Source organism: Zoogloea sp. (assembly GCF_044344315.1).
Classification (GTDB): Bacteria; Pseudomonadota; Gammaproteobacteria; order Burkholderiales; family Rhodocyclaceae; genus Zoogloea.
On record NZ_JBIJDC010000004.1, the window covers coordinates 43,527 to 60,419 of the forward strand.

Consider the following 16,893-nt stretch of genomic DNA (forward strand, 5'->3'; position numbering starts at 1 on the left):
TGCGCCGTCGAATCAGGATTCGGCCACGTGGTGCTTCAGTGAGTCATGGCCGTGGTCGGAGACCTTGTCCTTGTACTTCAGAACCTGACGGTCCAGCTTGTCGGTCAGGGCGTCGATGGCGGCGTACATGTCGGAGTCTTCGCTCTCGACATGGATGTCCTTGCCGCGCACGTGAACGGTGACTTCAGCCTTCTGACGCAGCTTCTCCACCGAGAGGATCACGCCGACGCTGGTCACGTTGTCGAAATGCCGGATCACGCGGTCGAGCTTGGAGGTGACGTACTCGCGGATCGCCGGCGTAACTTCGACGTGATGCCCCGTGATGTTGAGGTTCATGGTTGCTACCTTTCTGTCAGATGGTTTTGCGCAGACTGACCGGCGGGATGTCGAGGGACTCGCGGTACTTTGCAATCGTCCGTCGAGCGACCACGATACCCTGCTGGCCCAACAACTCGGCAATCTTCGCGTCGGACAAGGGTTTCCTCTTGTCTTCTGCCCCCACGAGCTGGCGAATCAGCGCCCGAATCGCCGTCGAGGAGGCAGCACCACCGCTGTCGGTGGCGACGTGACTGCCGAAAAAATACTTGAACTCGAAAATGCCCCGCGGCGTGGCCATGTACTTTTGGGTGGTCACCCGGGAGACGGTGGATTCGTGTAGATCCAGCTGCTCGGCGATCTCCCGCAGGGTAAGCGGGCGCATTGCCACATCGCCATAATCGAAGAACTGGCGCTGGCGGTCAACGATCGCTTGCGAGACGCGTTGGATGGTCTCGAAACGTTGCTGTACGTTCTTGATCAGCCAGCGGGCCTCCTGCAGGTGGCTGGACAGGGAGCCGCTGGCGCCGCGGTTGTCGCGCAGGATCTGGGCGTACAACTGGTTGATGCGCAGCCGCGGCATGGCATCGGGGTTGAGGCTCACCGTCCAGGCGCTGCGGATCTTGCGCACCACCACGTCCGGGACCACGTAACGGGTGTCAGCCTGGGAGAACTGGGCTCCCGGCCTTGGATTGAGCCCCAGGATCAGGTTGTGGGCTTCGCGCAGGGCATCGTCGTTGCAGCGCAGGGCCCGCTTGAGCTTGAGGAAGTCGCGGGCGGCGAGTAGTTCCAGGTGCTCGGCAACAATGGCCAGGGCCAGCTGGCGTGCCTCGCTGGGGGGCAGCGTACGCAGCTGCAGGCCCAGGCACTGGCTCACGTCGGTGGCACCGATGCCGGCCGGGTCCAGGCTCTGGATCTGGCGCAGGGCGATGTTGAGGTCGTCGATCTCGAACTCGAGCTCCGCAGGCAGCAGGGGCAGGAGATCTTCGAGATCCTGGGTAAGGTAGCCGTCGTCATCGAGGGCTTCGATGAGAAAGCGCACCAGGGCCCGATCCCGGTCGGACAGGGGGGTCAGGGCCACCTGGGCGTCCAGGTGGTCACGCAGGGACGGTACGGCCGCCTGGAACTCCTGGAAATCGGCGTCGTCGTCGTCGTCCCGCTGCCCGTTACCGCTGCCAGCCGCCATCCACTCGCCGGCTTCACCGCTGTTGTCGAAATCCCGGTCGGGCTCCCGCTCCCGGTCGGCCTCCCGGGATTGCTCCTGGTCTCGCTCATGGGCGGCCTCGCTGCCCGCCGGCGCCACCGGGCCGGGGGTTTCGATACGACTGGAGCCCAGGTCCCCTTCGGGCTCTTCCCGTTCGAGCATCGGGTTCTCGAGAAGGATTTTCTCGATCTCCTGGTTGAGCTCAAGGGTGGACAGCTGGAGCAGTTTGATGGACTGCTGCAGCTGCGGGGTCAGTGCTAGGTGCTGGGAGAGTTTGAGCTGGAGGCTGGGCTTCATGAGTCGTCTCGGTGCTCAGAGCCTGAAGTGTTCGCCGAGGTACACCTGGCGCACCTGCTCATTGTGGACGATCTCGTCCGGGCGGCCGCTGGCGAGCACTTCGCCCGCATTGATGATGAAGGCGCGGTCGCAGATGCCGAGGGTTTCGCGGACGTTGTGGTCGGTGATCAGGACGCCGATACCCTTGTCCTTCAGGAAGCGGATGATTTTCTGGATGTCGATCACGGCGATCGGATCCACGCCGGCAAAGGGCTCGTCAAGGAGGATCAGGCGCGGGTCGGTGGCCAGGGCGCGGGCGATCTCGCAACGGCGTCGTTCGCCACCCGACAGGGAAATGGCGGTGCTGTCACGGAGGTGCTCGATGCCCAGCTCGTTGAGCAGCTCGTCGAGGCGTGCAGCGATCTGGGCCTTGCCGTGGTGCTGTAGCTCGAGCACGGCCTGGATGTTCTCGGCTACGGTGAGCTTGCGGAACACGCTCATTTCCTGGGGCAGGTAGGACAGGCCGAGGCGTGCGCGCTGGTGGATGGGGCGATGGGTCAGAACCTGGTCGTCAAGGGTGATCTCGCCCCCGTCGGCAGCCACCAGGCCGACGATCATGTAGAAGCAGGTGGTCTTGCCTGCGCCGTTGGGGCCGAGCAGGCCGACGACCTCGCCACTGCCGACGTCGAAGGAGACGTCGTGGACGACTGTGCGGGCCTTGTACTTCTTGCGCAGGTTGCTGACTTTAAGCAGGCTCATCGCCGGGGTGTTCTCTCAGGACTCTACGAATGATTTCGGTTGAAAAGCCGCGACCTTGAAGGAATCTCGCCTGCCGTGCCCATTCTCGCGCGTCTGCGGGTGGCGTGGCGAATTTTCGGCGCTGGATTTCGCGGGCCCGGTCGAGTTCGCTGTCGGTATTACTCTCCTCAATGGCGGAGGCGATGAGGTCCTGGGCCACGCCGCGCCTGGCCAGTTCCATCCGCAGCCGGCTGGCACCAAAACGGGTGGCCTTGGCACGGATGTAGGCGTCGGCGAAGCGGGCATCGGAGAGCAGCCCGAGCTCGACCAGGCGATCGAGCTCGGCATTGACTTCGTCCTGGCTACCCAGCCCGTCCAGCTTGCGGGCCAGTTCGACCCGCGAGTGTTCCCGCAGGGCCAGGCAGCGCAGGGCGCGCTCATGCAGACTCTGGGCCATCGACCTGATGCTTTCGCCTTCGGGGCTTTCAGGCTGCGGCTGCGGTGACCGGCGGGATGACCGCCATCTCGGGCAGGCTGCAGGCGACGCGGATCTTGTTCTCGATCTCGCGGGCGATGTGCGGATTGGCCTTCAGGAATTCGCGGGCGTTGTCCTTGCCCTGACCGATCTTCTCGCCGTTGTAGGCATACCAGGCGCCGGACTTGTCCACGAACTTGTGGGTGACGCCCAGATCGATGATCTCGCCTTCGCGGGAGGTGCCTTCGCCATACAGGATGTCGAACAGGGTTTCGCGGAACGGGGGCGCGACCTTGTTTTTGACGACCTTGACCTTGGTCTCGGAGCCGATCACCTCGTCGTTCTTCTTGATGGTACCGATGCGCCGGATGTCCATGCGCACGGAGGCGTAGAACTTGAGGGCGTTACCGCCGGTGGTGGTCTCGGGGCTGCCGAACATCACGCCGATCTTCATGCGGATCTGGTTGATGAAGATGACCAGAGTGTTGGTGCGCTTGATGTTGGCGGTGAGCTTGCGCAGGGCCTGGGACATCAGGCGGGCCTGCAGGCCGGGGAGCTGATCGCCCATCTCGCCTTCGATTTCCGCCTTGGGGGTGAGGGCTGCGACCGAGTCGATGACCACCACGTCGACGCCGCCGGAGCGGACCAGCATGTCGGCGATTTCGAGGGCCTGTTCGCCGGTGTCGGGCTGGGAGATGAGAAGCTCGCCGACGTTCACGCCCAGCTTCTGGGCGTAGGTGACGTCAAGGGCGTGTTCGGCATCGATGAAGGCGGCGGTGCCGCCGAGCTTCTGCATTTCGGCCACCACCTGGAGGGTGAGGGTGGTTTTGCCGGAGGATTCCGGGCCGTAGATTTCGACGACCCGACCGCGCGGCAGGCCGCCGATGCCGAGGGCGATGTCGAGACCCAGCGAGCCAGTGGAGACGGTCTGGATGTCGCTTTCGACCTCGCCGTCGCCGAGACGCATGATAGAACCCTTGCCGAACTGCTTTTCGATCTGGGAAAGCGCGGCGGCGAGGGCCTTGGCCTTGTTGTCATCCATCTGTCTGATCCTTGCTGAAAGGGTTTTGGAGATTATGGCACAGAGTTTGCGTGCGGGTGGACGCGCTGCAGCAGGTACAGAGTGTGCTTGCGCGATACTGATATTTTATACAGTTATCGGCAAAGGTCTACCTTGATCGCAGGGGGGCTCCCTGCTGCCGTTCAGGCGTAGCGGCGCAGCAGCTCTTCGAGGGCGAAGATCACGGCCTGGTAGCGCACGGACTCCCGATCTCCATCGAAATGACAGGTTGCGGTGCCTGGCGTTTCACCCGCGCGGCCCCAGCCGAAGCACACCGTGCCCACGGGTTTTTCCGGCGAGCCGCCGGTGGGTCCGGCTACCCCCGAGATGGATAAGGCCAGGTCGGCCTCGGCCCGTTCGAGGGTGCCCCGCACCATGGCGGCGGTAGTCTGCTCGCTGACGGCGCCATGGCGTGCCAGGGTCATGGGCGATACGCCCAGCAGGGCGCACTTGGCATCGTTGGAGTAGGTGATGAATCCGCAGTCGAACCAGGCCGAGCTGCCAGCGGTGGCGGTGACCACCTCGGCGACCCAGCCGCCGGTGCACGATTCGGCGGTTGCGAGTCGCCAGCCGCGGGCCTGCAGGCGCTCGCCGACCAGGTGGGAGAGGGTTTCCAGGCGGGCGTCCATCAGGCAATCAACCTCACGAGAAGAGCCAGCACCAGCAGGGTATAGCCGGCGGCCAGCAGGTCATCGAACATCACGCCCAGACCGCCGCGGGTGCGCTCGTCCACCCAGCGGATGGGGGGCGGTTTGACGATGTCGAAGAAGCGAAACAGCACGAAGGCGGTGGTTTGCCAGGCCAGGGTGGGTGGGGTGAGCCACAGCACCAGCCAGATGGCAACGATCTCGTCCCACACGATGCCGCCATGATCGGCCACCCCGAGGGCCCGCCCGGTACGCTCGCAGGCCAGGATGCCGAACAGGAAGCTGGCCAGCAGCAGCCCACCGAACAGGGGGTCGGACAGGGGCGCACGCACAAAGGGAAAGAGCAGCCAGCCGACCAGGGTACCGGCGGTGCCCGGGCCTTTCGGCATCAGCCCGGAGCCGAAGCCCAGGGCGATGAAGTGGGCTGGGTCGGACACCAGGAAGCGCAGGGTCGGCTTCATGTGTTGCGGCCGAAGTGGTCGTAGCCGCGGACGGCCAGGTCGTCGAGCTGGCCATTGGCGTGGCGCAGTTGCAGCTGGCCTGCTGTGGCGGTGAGGCGGCCGATGCGGTGCAGGGGCAGGTCGAGGCGGGCCGACAGGGCGGCCAGTTCGGCGCGGCGCTCGGCAGGTGCGGCGAACAGCAGCTCGTAGTCGTCGCCGCCGGCGGTGCAGGCCTGGAAGGCCCGGGCCGGGTCGCCACAGGCGGCGATCAGCGGCGCCAGGGGCAGGGCGGCCTCATCCACCTCGGCGCCGACCGCGGACAATTCGAGAATGTGATCCAGGTCGCCCAGCAGGCCGTCGGAGACATCGAGCATGGCCGTGGCCATACCGCGCAGGGCCAGCCCGAGGGCGACCCGGGGCTGGGGGCGTTGCAGGGCCGCCAGGCAGTTGCTGCGCCAGTCGGCAGCGAGCCGGACTTCGGCTTTCAGGTGAGCCAGACCGAGGGCGGCCCGGCCCGGTGCGCCGGACACCCACAGGTCATCGCCCGGCCGGCCGCCGCTGCGGGTGATGGCCTGGCCAGCCGGCACCTCGCCAAAGATGGTCGGGCACAGGTTGAGCGGGCCGCGGGTGGTGTCGCCACCGATGGCATCGATGCCGAAGGCCTCGCAGCAGGCGAAGAAGCCTTTGGCGAAGGGCGCGATCCAGCTTTCGTCGGCACTCGGCAGGCTCGCCGCGAGCACCACCCAGCGCGGTTCTGCGCCCATGGCGGCAAGGTCGGAGACGTTCACCGCCAGGGTCTTCCAGCCCAGGTCTTCCGGGTCGGTATCGGCAAAGAAGTGGGTGCCGGCCACCAGCATGTCGGTGGAGATGGCCAGCTGCATGCCGGGGCGGGCGCGGATCAGGGCGGCGTCATCGCCGACTGCCAGGTCAGTATGACGGGCAGGGCGGGTGAAGTGACGGCGGATCAGGGCGAATTCGGAGGGCATCGCGATGGGCTGGGCGCCGTCAGTGCCGGGTTCAGCCCTGGTCGCCGTTGCGGGCGGCGCGGCGCTGCTGGGCGTTGGCCTCCACCTCGTCGGTGCGCACGCGGGCGGCCAGCTTGTCGAGTACGCCGTTCACGAACTTGTGCCCGTCGGTGCCGCCATAGCCCTTGGCCAGTTCGATGGCCTCGTTGATGATGACCCGGTAAGGGGTCTCCGGGCGGTGGATCAGCTCGAAGGTGGAAATCAGCAGGATGCCGCGCTCGATCGGCGACAGCTCATTGAGCGGGCGATCGATGTAGGGCGCGAAGCCCACTTGCAGCTCGGGCGCGTTGCTGATGGTGCCGCGCAGCAGGCCGAGGAAGAGATCCCGGTCGCACTTGTCGAAACCGCCGACTTCGCCGAGCTGGCTTTCGATGGAGGTGAGCTGGGCCTGGCTCAGCAGCCACTGGTAGACGCCCTGCAGGGCGAACTCGCGGGCGCGGCGGCGGGGAGATTTGTTGGGGGTGCTCATGCCAGTGCCTTCAGGAGACGGGCCATCTCGACGGCGGCCTGGGCACAGTCGGCACCCTTGACCTGCATGCGGGCCAGGGCCTGGTCGTCGTCTTCGGTGGTGAGGATGCCGTTGGCGATGGGCACGCCGGTATCCAGGGTGACGCGGCTGATGCCGGCGCCTTGTTCATTGGAGACCAGTTCGAAGTGATAGGTCTCGCCGCGGATCACTGCACCGAGGGCGACCAGGGCGTCGAAACGACCACTCCGGGCCATGACCTGCAGGGTCAGCGGTGCTTCGAGGGCGCCGGGCACGGTGGCGATGGTGATGGCGTCGCTGGCGACTCCGAGGCGTTGCAGCTCGGCGGTACACGAGGACAGCAGGCCCTCGCAGACGTCAAGGTTGAAGCGGCACATGACGACACCGACGCGGAGGCCACGGCCGTCCAGGTTCGGTTCGATTTCACGGATGTTTTCGTAGCGGGGCATGGGATGTCCTGTAAGTGAGGCTGGGCGTCAGGCGTCAGGCGCCACGTGGCCGACGACGGTCAGGCCGAAGCCGGCCATGCTGGGGATCTTGCGCGGGCTGGCGAGGATCTTCATCCGGCCCACATTGAGGCCGGACAGGATCTGCGCGCCGATGCCGAACAGGCGCGGATCCCACTTCTGGGCGGGGCGGCTGGCGCTGGCTTCACCGGACAGCTGGGCCAGGAGATCCTGGCCGGTCTGGGGGCGGTAGAGCAGCACGATGACACCGTGGCCGTGCTCGGCAATGTGCTTGAGGGCGGCATCCACCGGAAAGCTGTGGCGACCGCTGGCGGGGTCGAGGAAGTCGAGCACCGAGACGGGCTCGTGGACGCGGACCAGGGTGTCCACCTCGGGGCGGATGTCACCAAAGGCCATGGCCAGGTGCACTTCGCCAGAGGTTTTGTCCTCGAAGGCCGACAGGCGGAAGGGGCCGTAGGGGGTATCCACGTTCTTCTCGCTGACCTTCTCGACCAACTTTTCGGTGCGGGCGCGATACTCGATGAGGTCGCGGATGGCGCCGATCCTGAGATCATGTTCCCTGGCGAACTCGATCAGTTCCGGCAGGCGCGCCATCGTGCCATCGTCGTTCATGATCTCGCAGATCACGGATGCGGGCTCCAGCCCGGCGATGCCGGCCAGGTCGCAGCCTGCTTCGGTGTGACCGGCGCGGATCAGCACGCCGCCCGGCTTGGCCATGATCGGGAAAATGTGGCCTGGCTGGACGATGTCGGTGGCCTTGGCATGACGGGCCACTGCGGCCTGCACGGTACGTGCCCGGTCGGCCGCGGAGATGCCGGTGGTGACGCCCTCGGCGGCCTCGATGGACACCGTGAAGGCCGTGCTGAACTGGCTGCGGTTGTCCCGCGCCATGTGGTTGATGCCCAGCTGGCGGCAGCGTTCTTCGGTCAGGGTGAGGCAGATCAGGCCGCGGGCGTGCTTGGCCATGAAGTTGATGGTTTCGGGGGTGATGAACTCGGCGGCGATGACGATATCGCCTTCGTTCTCCCGATCTTCCTCGTCCACGAGAATGACCATCCGGCCGGCCTTGATGTCGGCAATGATGTCCTGAATGGGGGCGAGTGCGCTCATGGCAAGGATTCTCCGGCAAGGGGTGAGTGCTGACCCTGGAGGCGCGCGTGTTCGCGGGCGACAGGCCCGCCTGGCCGCAACGACGGGTTCTTCAGTGATCTTCTGCGATTCATGAGCATGGTGCTGAGTGCCCTGTCGGATCGACAGCGGGCAGTCAGGCCGTCAAGTGTTTCCTGGGCCGGCCATTTTCCCACACCCGGGCGGCCAAGCGCGACTTTATCCACCGTAAGCCGTTCCTGCCGCGCGGGCAGGATTCCGGGCGTCGCCTGGCGGGCGGGCATCCGGCGGTGCGGCCGACCCCCAGAAGTGGGGTAAATGCCCCGATTTTTCTGGGCTCTTTGCCCCTGCGCGTCGGTCAGGCGCCGTTTTTCGGCGGAAAAGTATTTGATATCAGTGGCTTGTTGGTGTGACGGGTGGTGGCACGAGGTTTGCGCTTATGTCTGTGCCGCGGGGTCGCACGGGTGTGCATCCGGTCAATCGGCACCGCACCGAAACGTCCCGACGGACGAGACAACAAGGGAAGGGAAAAACAATGAAACTCCGGTCTTCTTCAGTGCAGCTCGCCTGGGGGCTTGCGGCCATGGTGCTTGCCCCGGTCGCCCAGGCAGCCGTGCTGTCCCTCGACGGCACCACCTGGGCTGCCACTGGCGCCACCGGTCTGATTGCCGGCGACAGCACCGTCACCACCTCGCCGACGGGCAATGCCCGCTTCGGTTACGTCTCCACCGCCGGCGGCGTGTCGGGCGTCTCCCCGCTGCTGCTCAAGACCGACGGCAAGGGCAATGAAGCGGCGAACAACGGCTCCACGGTGGTCTCCAGCGTCTTCAGCGCCCAGGCCAACGACACCCTGTCCCTGAACTTCAACTACATCTCCACCGATGGCCGCGGCTACGAGGATTACGCCTGGGCGCGGCTGGTGACGGCCGGCACGAACACCACGGCGGCGTGGCTGTTCACCGCCCGCAGCACCAACTCGGCGCGGGGCAATGTGGTGCCGGGGGATGTGCTGAAGCGGCAGCAGGACAACAGCCTGCCGGACGAGCTCGATGCGGTGCTCAACGATGGCGCGTCGATCGGCTTCAATGTGTCGAGCACCGTGTGGGACCCGCTCGGGGCATCCAGCGGCTTCTGCTGGGATGCAGCGAACACGTGCGGCCCGTCGGGCTGGATCCACTCCGACTACACCTTTACCGGCGCAGGCAACTTCGTCCTGGAGTTTGGCGTCGTCAACTGGGGCGACGAAGTCTTCGATTCGGCGCTGGCCTTCGACTTCTCCGGTCTGGATCAGGCGCGCTTCCCGGACGCCACGACGCCGCCCTCAAGCACGGTGCCGGCGCCGGCCTCGTCGGCCCTGGCGCTGCTGGGCCTGGGCCTGATGGGCGGGCTGCGCCGCAAGCGTGGCTGATTCCGGTCAGCTCGCGCTGCGGTCCATGCTGAGCAGGCGCTCGCAGTAGCGGGCGATCAGGTCGATCTCCAGGTTCACCTTGCTGCCGGTCGCCAGGCGGCGCAGGGTGGTCACCTGCACCGTGTGGGGAATCAGGTTGATGGAGAAGTCACAGCCATCGACCTGATTCACGGTCAGGCTGACGCCATCCACCGTAATCGATCCCTTGCGGGCGATGTAGCCGGCGAGGGCGGCAGGTGCGCGGATCACCAGTTCATGGCTCTCGCCCACCGGGGCGAAGCGGAGCACTTCGCCGAGGCCGTCCACGTGGCCGGTCACCAGGTGACCACCAAGGCGGTCGGCCAGACGCAGGGCCTTCTCCAGGTTGACCTCGCCGGGGGCATCCAGGCCGACTGTGCAGTTGAGGGTTTCGCGGGAGACATCGAACTGGACGGTGTTGCCGTCCCGGGCAATCACCGTGAGGCATACGCCGCTGTTGGCGATGCTGTCACCCAGTTGCACATCGTCCAGATCCAGGGTGCCGACGTCCACCGTGAGGCGCACGCCTTCTTCAAGGGGGGACACATTCAGGATGCGGCCGGTGGCGGCAACGATTCCGGAAAACATGGGCTTGACGCTTTCTTGATGGTGGGGAAAGCGCAATCTTAGGCGATTTGGCCGGGCCCGGGCGTGCCGGGGAGGGCGTCGTGAACGGAGAAAGGCCCCTTGCGGGGCCTTTCGGGGCGTGGGTGGATGCCGCGCTCAGAGGATCTCGGCGATGTGGTCGCGGTCCTTCAGCTCCTTCTCGAACTGGCAGATCTCCAGGCCGAGGGCGTTGCGGGCCGAAACCATGCCTACCGGCCGACCGTTCTCGACGACAGGCACGTGGCGGAAGCCGCCTTCGAACATCATGTGCAGGGCGTGGGCCAGGGGCTTGTCGGGAGAGGCCGTCTGCAGCGTGCTGGTCATGACCGCCGACAGGGGCGTCTTGTCCGGATCAAGCCCCTTGGCCACGACCCGGTTGAGCACATCACGTTCGGTGAACAGGCCGGCGAGCTGGCCCTTGTCATCCACCACCATGATGGCGCCGACCTTGCTGTTGGCCATGGCGATGGCCGCCGCACGGACGGAGGTGTCGGCGATGGCGGAAATCAGTGTCTGGCCTTCCACGACCTGACTCAGGGTTCTGTTGGGCATAGGTGTCTCCTTTATGGGTTTAATGGCCGATGCGTTGAAACAGGAAAAGGCGGTCAGGAACAAAAGATCCCACGCGCCTCCGCGTGGGTGGCAGCCCCGGATGCGTGTTTGCGGCCTTGGGGCGTTCCGGATGTAAAAAAGGGCGCTTGCAGGCGCCCTTGTGCTTTTGGCCTGTCAGGTACCTGTCTTGGGGGCCGCCGGTTTGCTCATGTCGGGCTTGGTGTGCTTGGCGTTGTCGCCACAGGCTTGAGCGCCCGCGGTGAAACCCAGGGCCAGGGCGAGCAGCAGGGCAAGGGAACGAATCATGTCGGCATCTCCGGATCGGGTTGATGCTTCATGATGGAACGTCCGGGCGGGTTTCGCAAGGGGCGTGCGAGCCCGTTGGAATGCGCCCCTGACCTATGCCATGGAAAACCCCGCCGCTTCGGCATACCATCGCGAGACAGCTTCTTGCATTCGGCGACTTGCAACACTCTATGACGGGAATATGGATGGCGGGCACCGGTACCCCGGATGCCGGCAAGTGGCCTTGCCTGGTGGTCCTTGGGGGCTTTGCGGACCGGCCCTGGCGTGTCCGGGAACTGCTGCAGAGCCTTGCGCCGCAGGAGCTTGCTGCCTTTGTGCTGGCCGAGCCCCTGCCCATCGATGTGCTTGAGGCGGATTGCCGCCTGCCGGTGCGCCTTGCTGTGGATGGCGACTTCCCAGGCGTAGACTGCGTCCACGTGTGTCCGCCCGGGCAGGTCCTGATCTTTCACGGGGATGGGCTGGGCGTCTTGCCTGCCGGCCCCGAAGAGACGTCTGCCGCCCTGCTCGACCGGCTGCTTGCATCGGCCGCTGGCTTGGGCATTGAGGCGGTAGTGGGCGTGCTGCCGGCGCCGCGGGGCAGTGAAGAGAGCGCGGGGGCGCGGGCCATCCGTGCTGCGGGCGGAGTGGTGCTTTACCTGGCGGACGAAGGTGCGGAGGCGCTGGAGGCCGTGGCCGAATGGCTCAACGATATCGGCGCCCGTCTCGACAGCCTCGCCGAACAGCGCACCGAAGCTGAGGACCGTGCCTTCCGCACCCTGCTGGCCCTGACCTCCCGGGAAACCGGCGTGGACCTGAGCCTCTACAAGGAGAACACCCTGCGGCGCCAGACCCTGCGGCGCAGCCAGGGCATGGGTTTCTCGTGTCTGGAGGATTACCTCGCCCACGTGCAGACCGATCCCGGGGAGCTGGCCCAGTTGCAGCACAGTTTCCTGATCTCGGTGTCTTCCTTCTTCCGTGACGGGGCTGTCTTTGATGCGCTGGGGCGCAGCCTGCGTACCCTGGCGGCGACCAAGCGCCCGGGGGATGCCCTCCGGGTGTGGGTGCCGGCCTGTGCCACCGGCGAGGAGGCTTACTCTGTCGCCATCCTGCTCGCCGAGATCCTCGGTGATCGGTTGGATCAAAGGGAGCTGCGGGTCTTCGCCTCGGACATCGACCAGGATGCTCTGGAGTTCGCCCGCGCGGGCGTGTACGCAACGGCAGATCTGGCCGGCCTCGACCCGGAGCGTCGCAAGCGCTGGTTCCGGCCGGACGGCGGCGGTTGGCGCGTCGTCAAGGGCCTGCGCGAGCTGTGCGTGTTTTCCGCCCATGACCTCACCGGCCACCCGCCCTTCATCCGCATGGATCTGGTGAGTTGCCGCAATATCCTGATCTACTTCAAGCCGGCCCAGCAGGCCGAGCTGATCCGTACCTTTCACTTCGCTATCAATCCGGGAGGGCTGCTGCTGCTGGGCCAGTCGGAGTCGGTGGGGGCTGCTGCCGGGCTTTTCGAGGCCATCGATCCGGCCGTCAAGCTCTACCGGCGGCGGGTCGCGTCCGGCGTACGCGTGGTCCGCGCTCCCCGGCTCGGGCTCGCCGAGCGTCCGGCACGGCCGGTGGCCGTGTCTCCGGCCCAGAGCAATCCGGCACACAACCTGGTCGAGCACAGTCGCAGCCTGATGCTTGAGGCCTACGGTCCACCGGGGGTGCTGGTGGATGCCGGATTCGCGCCCCTGCATTTCTTCGGCGCCAGCCGGCGCTATTTCTCCCTGCCCGTGGCCCGTGCCGACTTCTCGGTGTTTTCCCTGTGTCTGCCCGAGCTGCGTGGTGAGCTGAAGGCCCTGTGCTACCGCATGCGCCAGGACAAGGCCGAGGTGTTGCAAGGCGGCGGGGTGCTGGTCCAGCTCGGTGGGCAGACCCTGCGCGTGCGTCCGGTGCTGCGGCGCCTGGCCGGGCCGGAGGATGCCGGCGAGGCGGCGGTGCTGATCAGCTTCGAAGAAAGTCCGGTGCACCCGCCGGTGGAGGCCGCCGGGGGGGCGGTCTTGCTGCCGGTGGATGCCATGGACGAGATCGCCCGCCTGCGTGAGGAACTGGCCGACACCCGTGCCCACCTGCAGACGGTGATCGAAGAGCTGGAGGTGTCCAACGAGGAACTGCAGTCCCTGAATGAGGAAATCCAGTCTTCCAGCGAAGAGCTGCAGTCTTCCAACGAGGAGCTGCAGGCTTCCAACGAGGAGCTCACCACTCTCAACGACGAACTGCGGGTCAAATCCCTTGAGTACGTCCAGCTCAACGCCACCCTGGGCAACATCCAGAACTCCATCCGCACCAGCCTGGTGGTGGTGGACCGGGACGGGCGGGTAACCCGCTTCAACGTTCTGGCCAGCCGGATCTTCGGGCTGCTGCCCAACGACATCGGTCAGTTTCTCTACGGCGTGCCCTGCCACCTGGATCTGCCCCAGCTCCGGGAGTGGGTCGGCACGGTGGTCAGTAGTGGCGACTCCCGGGTCGAGCACGTGCATCAGCGCGGCTTCCATTACCTGATGCAGATCGATCCCTATCGCAATGAGCTGGGGGACAAGGCCGGTGCGGTGCTGACCTTCACCGACATCTCCGACCTGCACCGGGCCGAGGCCGCCCAGGCCGACAGCGAGGCCCGCTTTCGCCAAGTCTGGAACTCCAGCGTGGAGGGCCTGGTGGTGGTGGATCCGGAAGGGCGGATGGCGCTGGTCAATCCGGCGCTGGAGCGTATGTTCGGCTATGCCCCGGGTGAGCTCCTTGGCGCGTCCGTCGATCTGCTGGTGCCCGACGCCCTGCGGGGTGCCCACGGCGCCCATCGGGAGCGCTACCGCAACGCGCCGGGGCAGGCCAATGCGCTGATGTCCCGGCGCAACCTGCGCGGACGCTGCAAGTCGGGTGACGAGATCGCCATCGAGATCAGTCTCAGCAGCCTTGAGCTGGACGGCGCCGAGCATGTGCTGGCGACCGTGTCCGACGTGACCGAGCGCAGCCTTTCCGAAGCCCTGCTGCGGGCCAGCGAGCGGCGCCTGCGCCTGGCCCTGGATGCCGCCCGGGCCGGCTCATGGGAGTGGTTCCTGGAAAGCAACAACAATTACTGGTCCGATGAGTTGTGGGACCTCTATGGCATCCCGGCCCAGTCATGCACGCCATCCTACGAGGCCTGGCGCAACACCATCCACCCCGATGACCGGGACCGGGTGGAGGCCACGATCAATGCCGCCAGCAGCCGGGGCGAGGGCTTCGAAGCGGAATACCAGCTCTGCCTGCCGGCGGGCACGCCGCCGCGCTGGTTGATGTGCCGGGGGCAGCCGGTGGTGGGCGAGGATGGCCGGATCGGCAGCTATATCGGGATCGTCCTTGACGTTACGGCCCGGCGCCTGGCCGAGATCCTGCGCCGGCAGAGCGACGACATGCTCGAGACCATCCTCGACAACGTCGGCGCCTGCATTTACATCAAGGACCACGACTACCACTACACCTATGCCAACCGGGCGGTGGCCGAGCTGTTCGGTACCCGCCGCGAGCAGCTCGTCGGCACCTCGGACTCGGTCTACTTCGACGAGGACACGGCCATCAAGCTGCGTGCCAATGACCGCCGAATCATCGAAGGGGGTGAGCGCATCGAGGTCGAGGAAACCAACGTGGACCGCCGTACCGGTGAGTCCCGCAGTTATCTGTCGATCAAGCTGCCCCTGCGCCGGGAGGACGGCAGCATCTACGCCCTGTGCGGCATCTCCACCGACATCACCGAGCGCAAGCGTGCCCTGGACGAGCGCCTGGCGGCCGATGCCCGATTCCGCAACCTGTTCGAGTCCATGCAGGAGGGCTTTTTCCTGGCCGAGCTGATCAACGATGCGGCGGGTGAGCCCGTGGACTGGCGTTTCCTCGACGTCAATCCGGCCTATTCGCGCATCATGGGTCTGAGTCGCGAGCAGGTCGTCGGCCATCGCGTACGTGCGCTCTTCCCGGGTCTGGAGGACTTCTGGTTCCACGCCCACGTCCGGGCCGCGGTGTCGGGGCAGCAGGCCAGCCTGGAGGGCTACGTGGCGGCCACCGGGCGTTACTACGAAAACCACTATTATTCGCCCCGCCCCGGGCAGTTCGCCTGTATGTTCTCCGACATTACTGAACGCAAACGGGCCGAGGAGCAGCTGCGCATGCTGTCCACCGCGGTGGAGCAGAGCCCGGGCAGCATCGTGCTGACCGATCTGGATGCGCACATCCTCTACGTCAACAAAGCCTTCGAGCAGGCCTCCGGCTACACCCTCGACGAGGTGCGCGGCCAGAACCCGCGGATCATGCACTCCGGTGATACGCCCCCGGAAGTCTTCCGTGACCTGTGGGACACCTTGAAGGAGGGCAAGGTATGGCGTGGCGAGCTGCTCAACCGGCGCAAGAGCGGCGAAACCTACGTGGAGGCGGCCGTCATCTCGCCGGTGCGCCGGGCCGATGGCAGCGTCTCCCATTACCTCGGCATCAAGCAGGACATCACCGAACAGAAGCGCAACGAGGTCGAGCTGGCCCGCCATCGTCTCCAGCTGGAAAGCCTGGTGGAGGCCCGGACCCGGGAACTGGCCTTGGCCAAGGAGGCCGCCGAGAGCGCCAGCCGCGCCAAGAGCGCCTTTCTGGCCAACATGAGCCACGAGATCCGCACGCCCCTCAACGCGGTGCTCGGCATGGCCCGCATCATGCAGCGCGAAGGTGCCAGCCCCAGTCAGGCGGAACAGCTCGGCAAGATCGACAACGCCGCCCGCCACCTGCTGGCGGTGATCAACGACATCCTCGACCTGTCCAAGATAGAGGCCGAGAAATTCCTCCTTGAGGAAGGCGTCTTCGCCCTCGACAGCCTGGTGGCCAATGTGGCGTCCATGGTCCAGGAGAAGGCCAACGCCAAAGGCCTGCAGCTGTCGGTACAGTGCGAACCCCTGTTGTGCCTGCTGCGCGGCGATGCCACGCGCCTCACCCAGGCCCTGCTCAATCTGGCCAGCAATGCGGTCAAGTTCACCGATGTGGGGTCCGTGACCCTCTCCGTCCGTGTGGCCGAGCGGGAGGGGGAGCGCCTGCTGCTGCGGGTGGAGGTTCGCGACACGGGCATCGGCATTTCACCGCAGGCTCTGCCCAAGCTGTTCCGGGCTTTCGAGCAGGCGGATGCGTCGAATACCCGCAAGTACGGGGGGACAGGCCTCGGGTTGGTCATCACCCGGCGCCTGGCCGAGCTGATGGGCGGCGAGGCCGGTGCCCACAGCACCCCGGGGGTCGGCAGCACCTTCTGGTTCACCGCCTGGCTCGGGATCGGCAGCAACATTCCCCACGTCGTGTCGGTGCCGGGGCCCGCGGTGGGGGCCGAAGCGATTCTGCGCCGCGAATACGCGGGCGCCCACATCCTGCTGGTGGAGGACGAGCCGGTGAATCAGGAAGTGGCGCGGCTCTTCCTCCAGGACGCCGGCCTCGATGTGGCCGTGGCCGGCAATGGCGCGGTAGCCGTGGACATGGTGCGCAACTCGACCTTCGAGCTCGTCCTGATGGACATGCAGATGCCCGAGATGGACGGGCTGGAGGCAACCCGGCAGATCCGCCGCATGGCGGGTGGGCGGCGCCTGCCCATTGTCGCCATGACCGCCAATGCCTTTGCCGAAGACCGGGCTCAGTGCATGGCCGCCGGCATGGACGACTTCCTGTCCAAACCGGTGGAGCCGGACCGGCTCTACTCCACCCTCCTGCGCTGGCTGCGCAGCGGGCCGCAGGACCGCTGACGCGCCCTCCCG

16 protein-coding genes are annotated in these 16,893 nt (G+C 66.2%); 2 read left to right on the forward strand and 14 right to left on the reverse strand.

Features of this window, described 5'->3' with window-relative positions; genetic code table 11:
- Positions 1–12: 12 nt before the first annotated feature.
- From hpf to ribBA, 11 genes are all read right to left on the reverse strand, one after another.
- The gene (gene hpf, locus ACIQ09_RS01745) at positions 13–336 is read right to left on the reverse strand and encodes a ribosome hibernation-promoting factor, HPF/YfiA family (protein ID WP_398305181.1); all 324 of its coding nucleotides are present in this window, start codon (positions 334–336) and stop codon (positions 13–15) included.
- Positions 337–352: 16 nt separating this feature from the next.
- Positions 353–1,816 (reverse strand): RNA polymerase factor sigma-54, encoded by a 1,464-nt coding sequence (locus ACIQ09_RS01750; RefSeq protein WP_398305184.1) that lies wholly within the window; start codon positions 1,814–1,816, stop codon positions 353–355.
- A gap of 15 nt (positions 1,817–1,831) precedes the next feature.
- Complete coding sequence (lptB, locus tag ACIQ09_RS01755; RefSeq protein WP_296407156.1) at positions 1,832–2,554, reverse strand: LPS export ABC transporter ATP-binding protein; 723 nt, start codon at positions 2,552–2,554, stop codon at positions 1,832–1,834.
- Entirely contained in the window at positions 2,541–2,990 is a 450-nt protein-coding gene (gene recX / locus ACIQ09_RS01760) for a recombination regulator RecX (protein ID WP_398305188.1), read from the reverse strand. Before recX ends, lptB begins: the two co-directional genes overlap by 14 nt.
- A 28-nt stretch (positions 2,991–3,018) precedes the next feature.
- Positions 3,019–4,050, reverse strand: coding sequence for a recombinase RecA (gene recA / locus ACIQ09_RS01765; RefSeq protein ID WP_296407151.1), 1,032 nt, complete (start codon positions 4,048–4,050; stop codon positions 3,019–3,021).
- 161 nt (positions 4,051–4,211) lie between these two features.
- Positions 4,212–4,700, reverse strand: a complete 489-nt coding sequence (pncC, locus tag ACIQ09_RS01770; protein WP_398305287.1) for a nicotinamide-nucleotide amidase — start codon at positions 4,698–4,700, stop codon at positions 4,212–4,214.
- Entirely contained in the window at positions 4,697–5,176 is a 480-nt protein-coding gene (locus ACIQ09_RS01775; RefSeq protein ID WP_398305192.1) for a phosphatidylglycerophosphatase A, read from the reverse strand. The genes pncC and ACIQ09_RS01775 overlap by 4 nt, the downstream gene beginning before the upstream one ends.
- Complete coding sequence (gene thiL / locus ACIQ09_RS01780; protein ID WP_398305195.1) at positions 5,173–6,141, reverse strand: thiamine-phosphate kinase; 969 nt, start codon at positions 6,139–6,141, stop codon at positions 5,173–5,175. The genes ACIQ09_RS01775 and thiL overlap by 4 nt, the downstream gene beginning before the upstream one ends.
- A 31-nt stretch (positions 6,142–6,172) precedes the next feature.
- Positions 6,173–6,649, reverse strand: a complete 477-nt coding sequence (gene nusB, locus ACIQ09_RS01785) for a transcription antitermination factor NusB (RefSeq protein WP_398305198.1) — start codon at positions 6,647–6,649, stop codon at positions 6,173–6,175.
- Complete coding sequence (ribH, locus tag ACIQ09_RS01790; protein WP_398305201.1) at positions 6,646–7,116, reverse strand: 6,7-dimethyl-8-ribityllumazine synthase; 471 nt, start codon at positions 7,114–7,116, stop codon at positions 6,646–6,648. The genes nusB and ribH overlap by 4 nt, the downstream gene beginning before the upstream one ends.
- Positions 7,117–7,143: 27 nt before the next feature.
- Entirely contained in the window at positions 7,144–8,244 is a 1,101-nt protein-coding gene (gene ribBA / locus ACIQ09_RS01795; RefSeq protein ID WP_398305204.1) for a bifunctional 3,4-dihydroxy-2-butanone-4-phosphate synthase/GTP cyclohydrolase II, read from the reverse strand.
- Between the two features lie 532 nt (positions 8,245–8,776).
- Here ribBA and ACIQ09_RS01800 point away from each other — a divergent pair.
- Entirely contained in the window at positions 8,777–9,649 is an 873-nt protein-coding gene (locus ACIQ09_RS01800; protein ID WP_398305207.1) for an NF038132 family protein, read from the forward strand.
- Positions 9,650–9,655: 6 nt separating this feature from the next.
- On the opposite strand, the gene ACIQ09_RS01805 is transcribed toward ACIQ09_RS01800, so the two are convergent.
- From ACIQ09_RS01805 to ACIQ09_RS01815, 3 genes are all read right to left on the reverse strand, one after another.
- Positions 9,656–10,255 carry a riboflavin synthase gene (locus ACIQ09_RS01805; RefSeq protein WP_398305210.1) on the reverse strand — a complete coding sequence of 200 codons (600 nt, stop codon included), beginning with the start codon at positions 10,253–10,255 and terminating at the stop codon, positions 9,656–9,658.
- Positions 10,256–10,390: 135 nt separating this feature from the next.
- The gene (locus tag ACIQ09_RS01810; RefSeq protein WP_398305213.1) at positions 10,391–10,825 is read right to left on the reverse strand and encodes a cyclic nucleotide-binding/CBS domain-containing protein; all 435 of its coding nucleotides are present in this window, start codon (positions 10,823–10,825) and stop codon (positions 10,391–10,393) included.
- Between the two features lie 174 nt (positions 10,826–10,999).
- Complete coding sequence (locus tag ACIQ09_RS01815; protein WP_398305216.1) at positions 11,000–11,131, reverse strand: hypothetical protein; 132 nt, start codon at positions 11,129–11,131, stop codon at positions 11,000–11,002.
- A 185-nt stretch (positions 11,132–11,316) separates the two neighbouring features.
- On the opposite strand from ACIQ09_RS01815, the gene ACIQ09_RS01820 reads away from it, so the two are divergent.
- A complete protein-coding gene (locus tag ACIQ09_RS01820) occupies positions 11,317–16,881 on the forward strand; it encodes a PAS domain S-box protein (RefSeq protein ID WP_398305219.1) in 5,565 nt (1,854 codons plus the stop codon).
- Positions 16,882–16,893 lie beyond the last annotated feature (12 nt).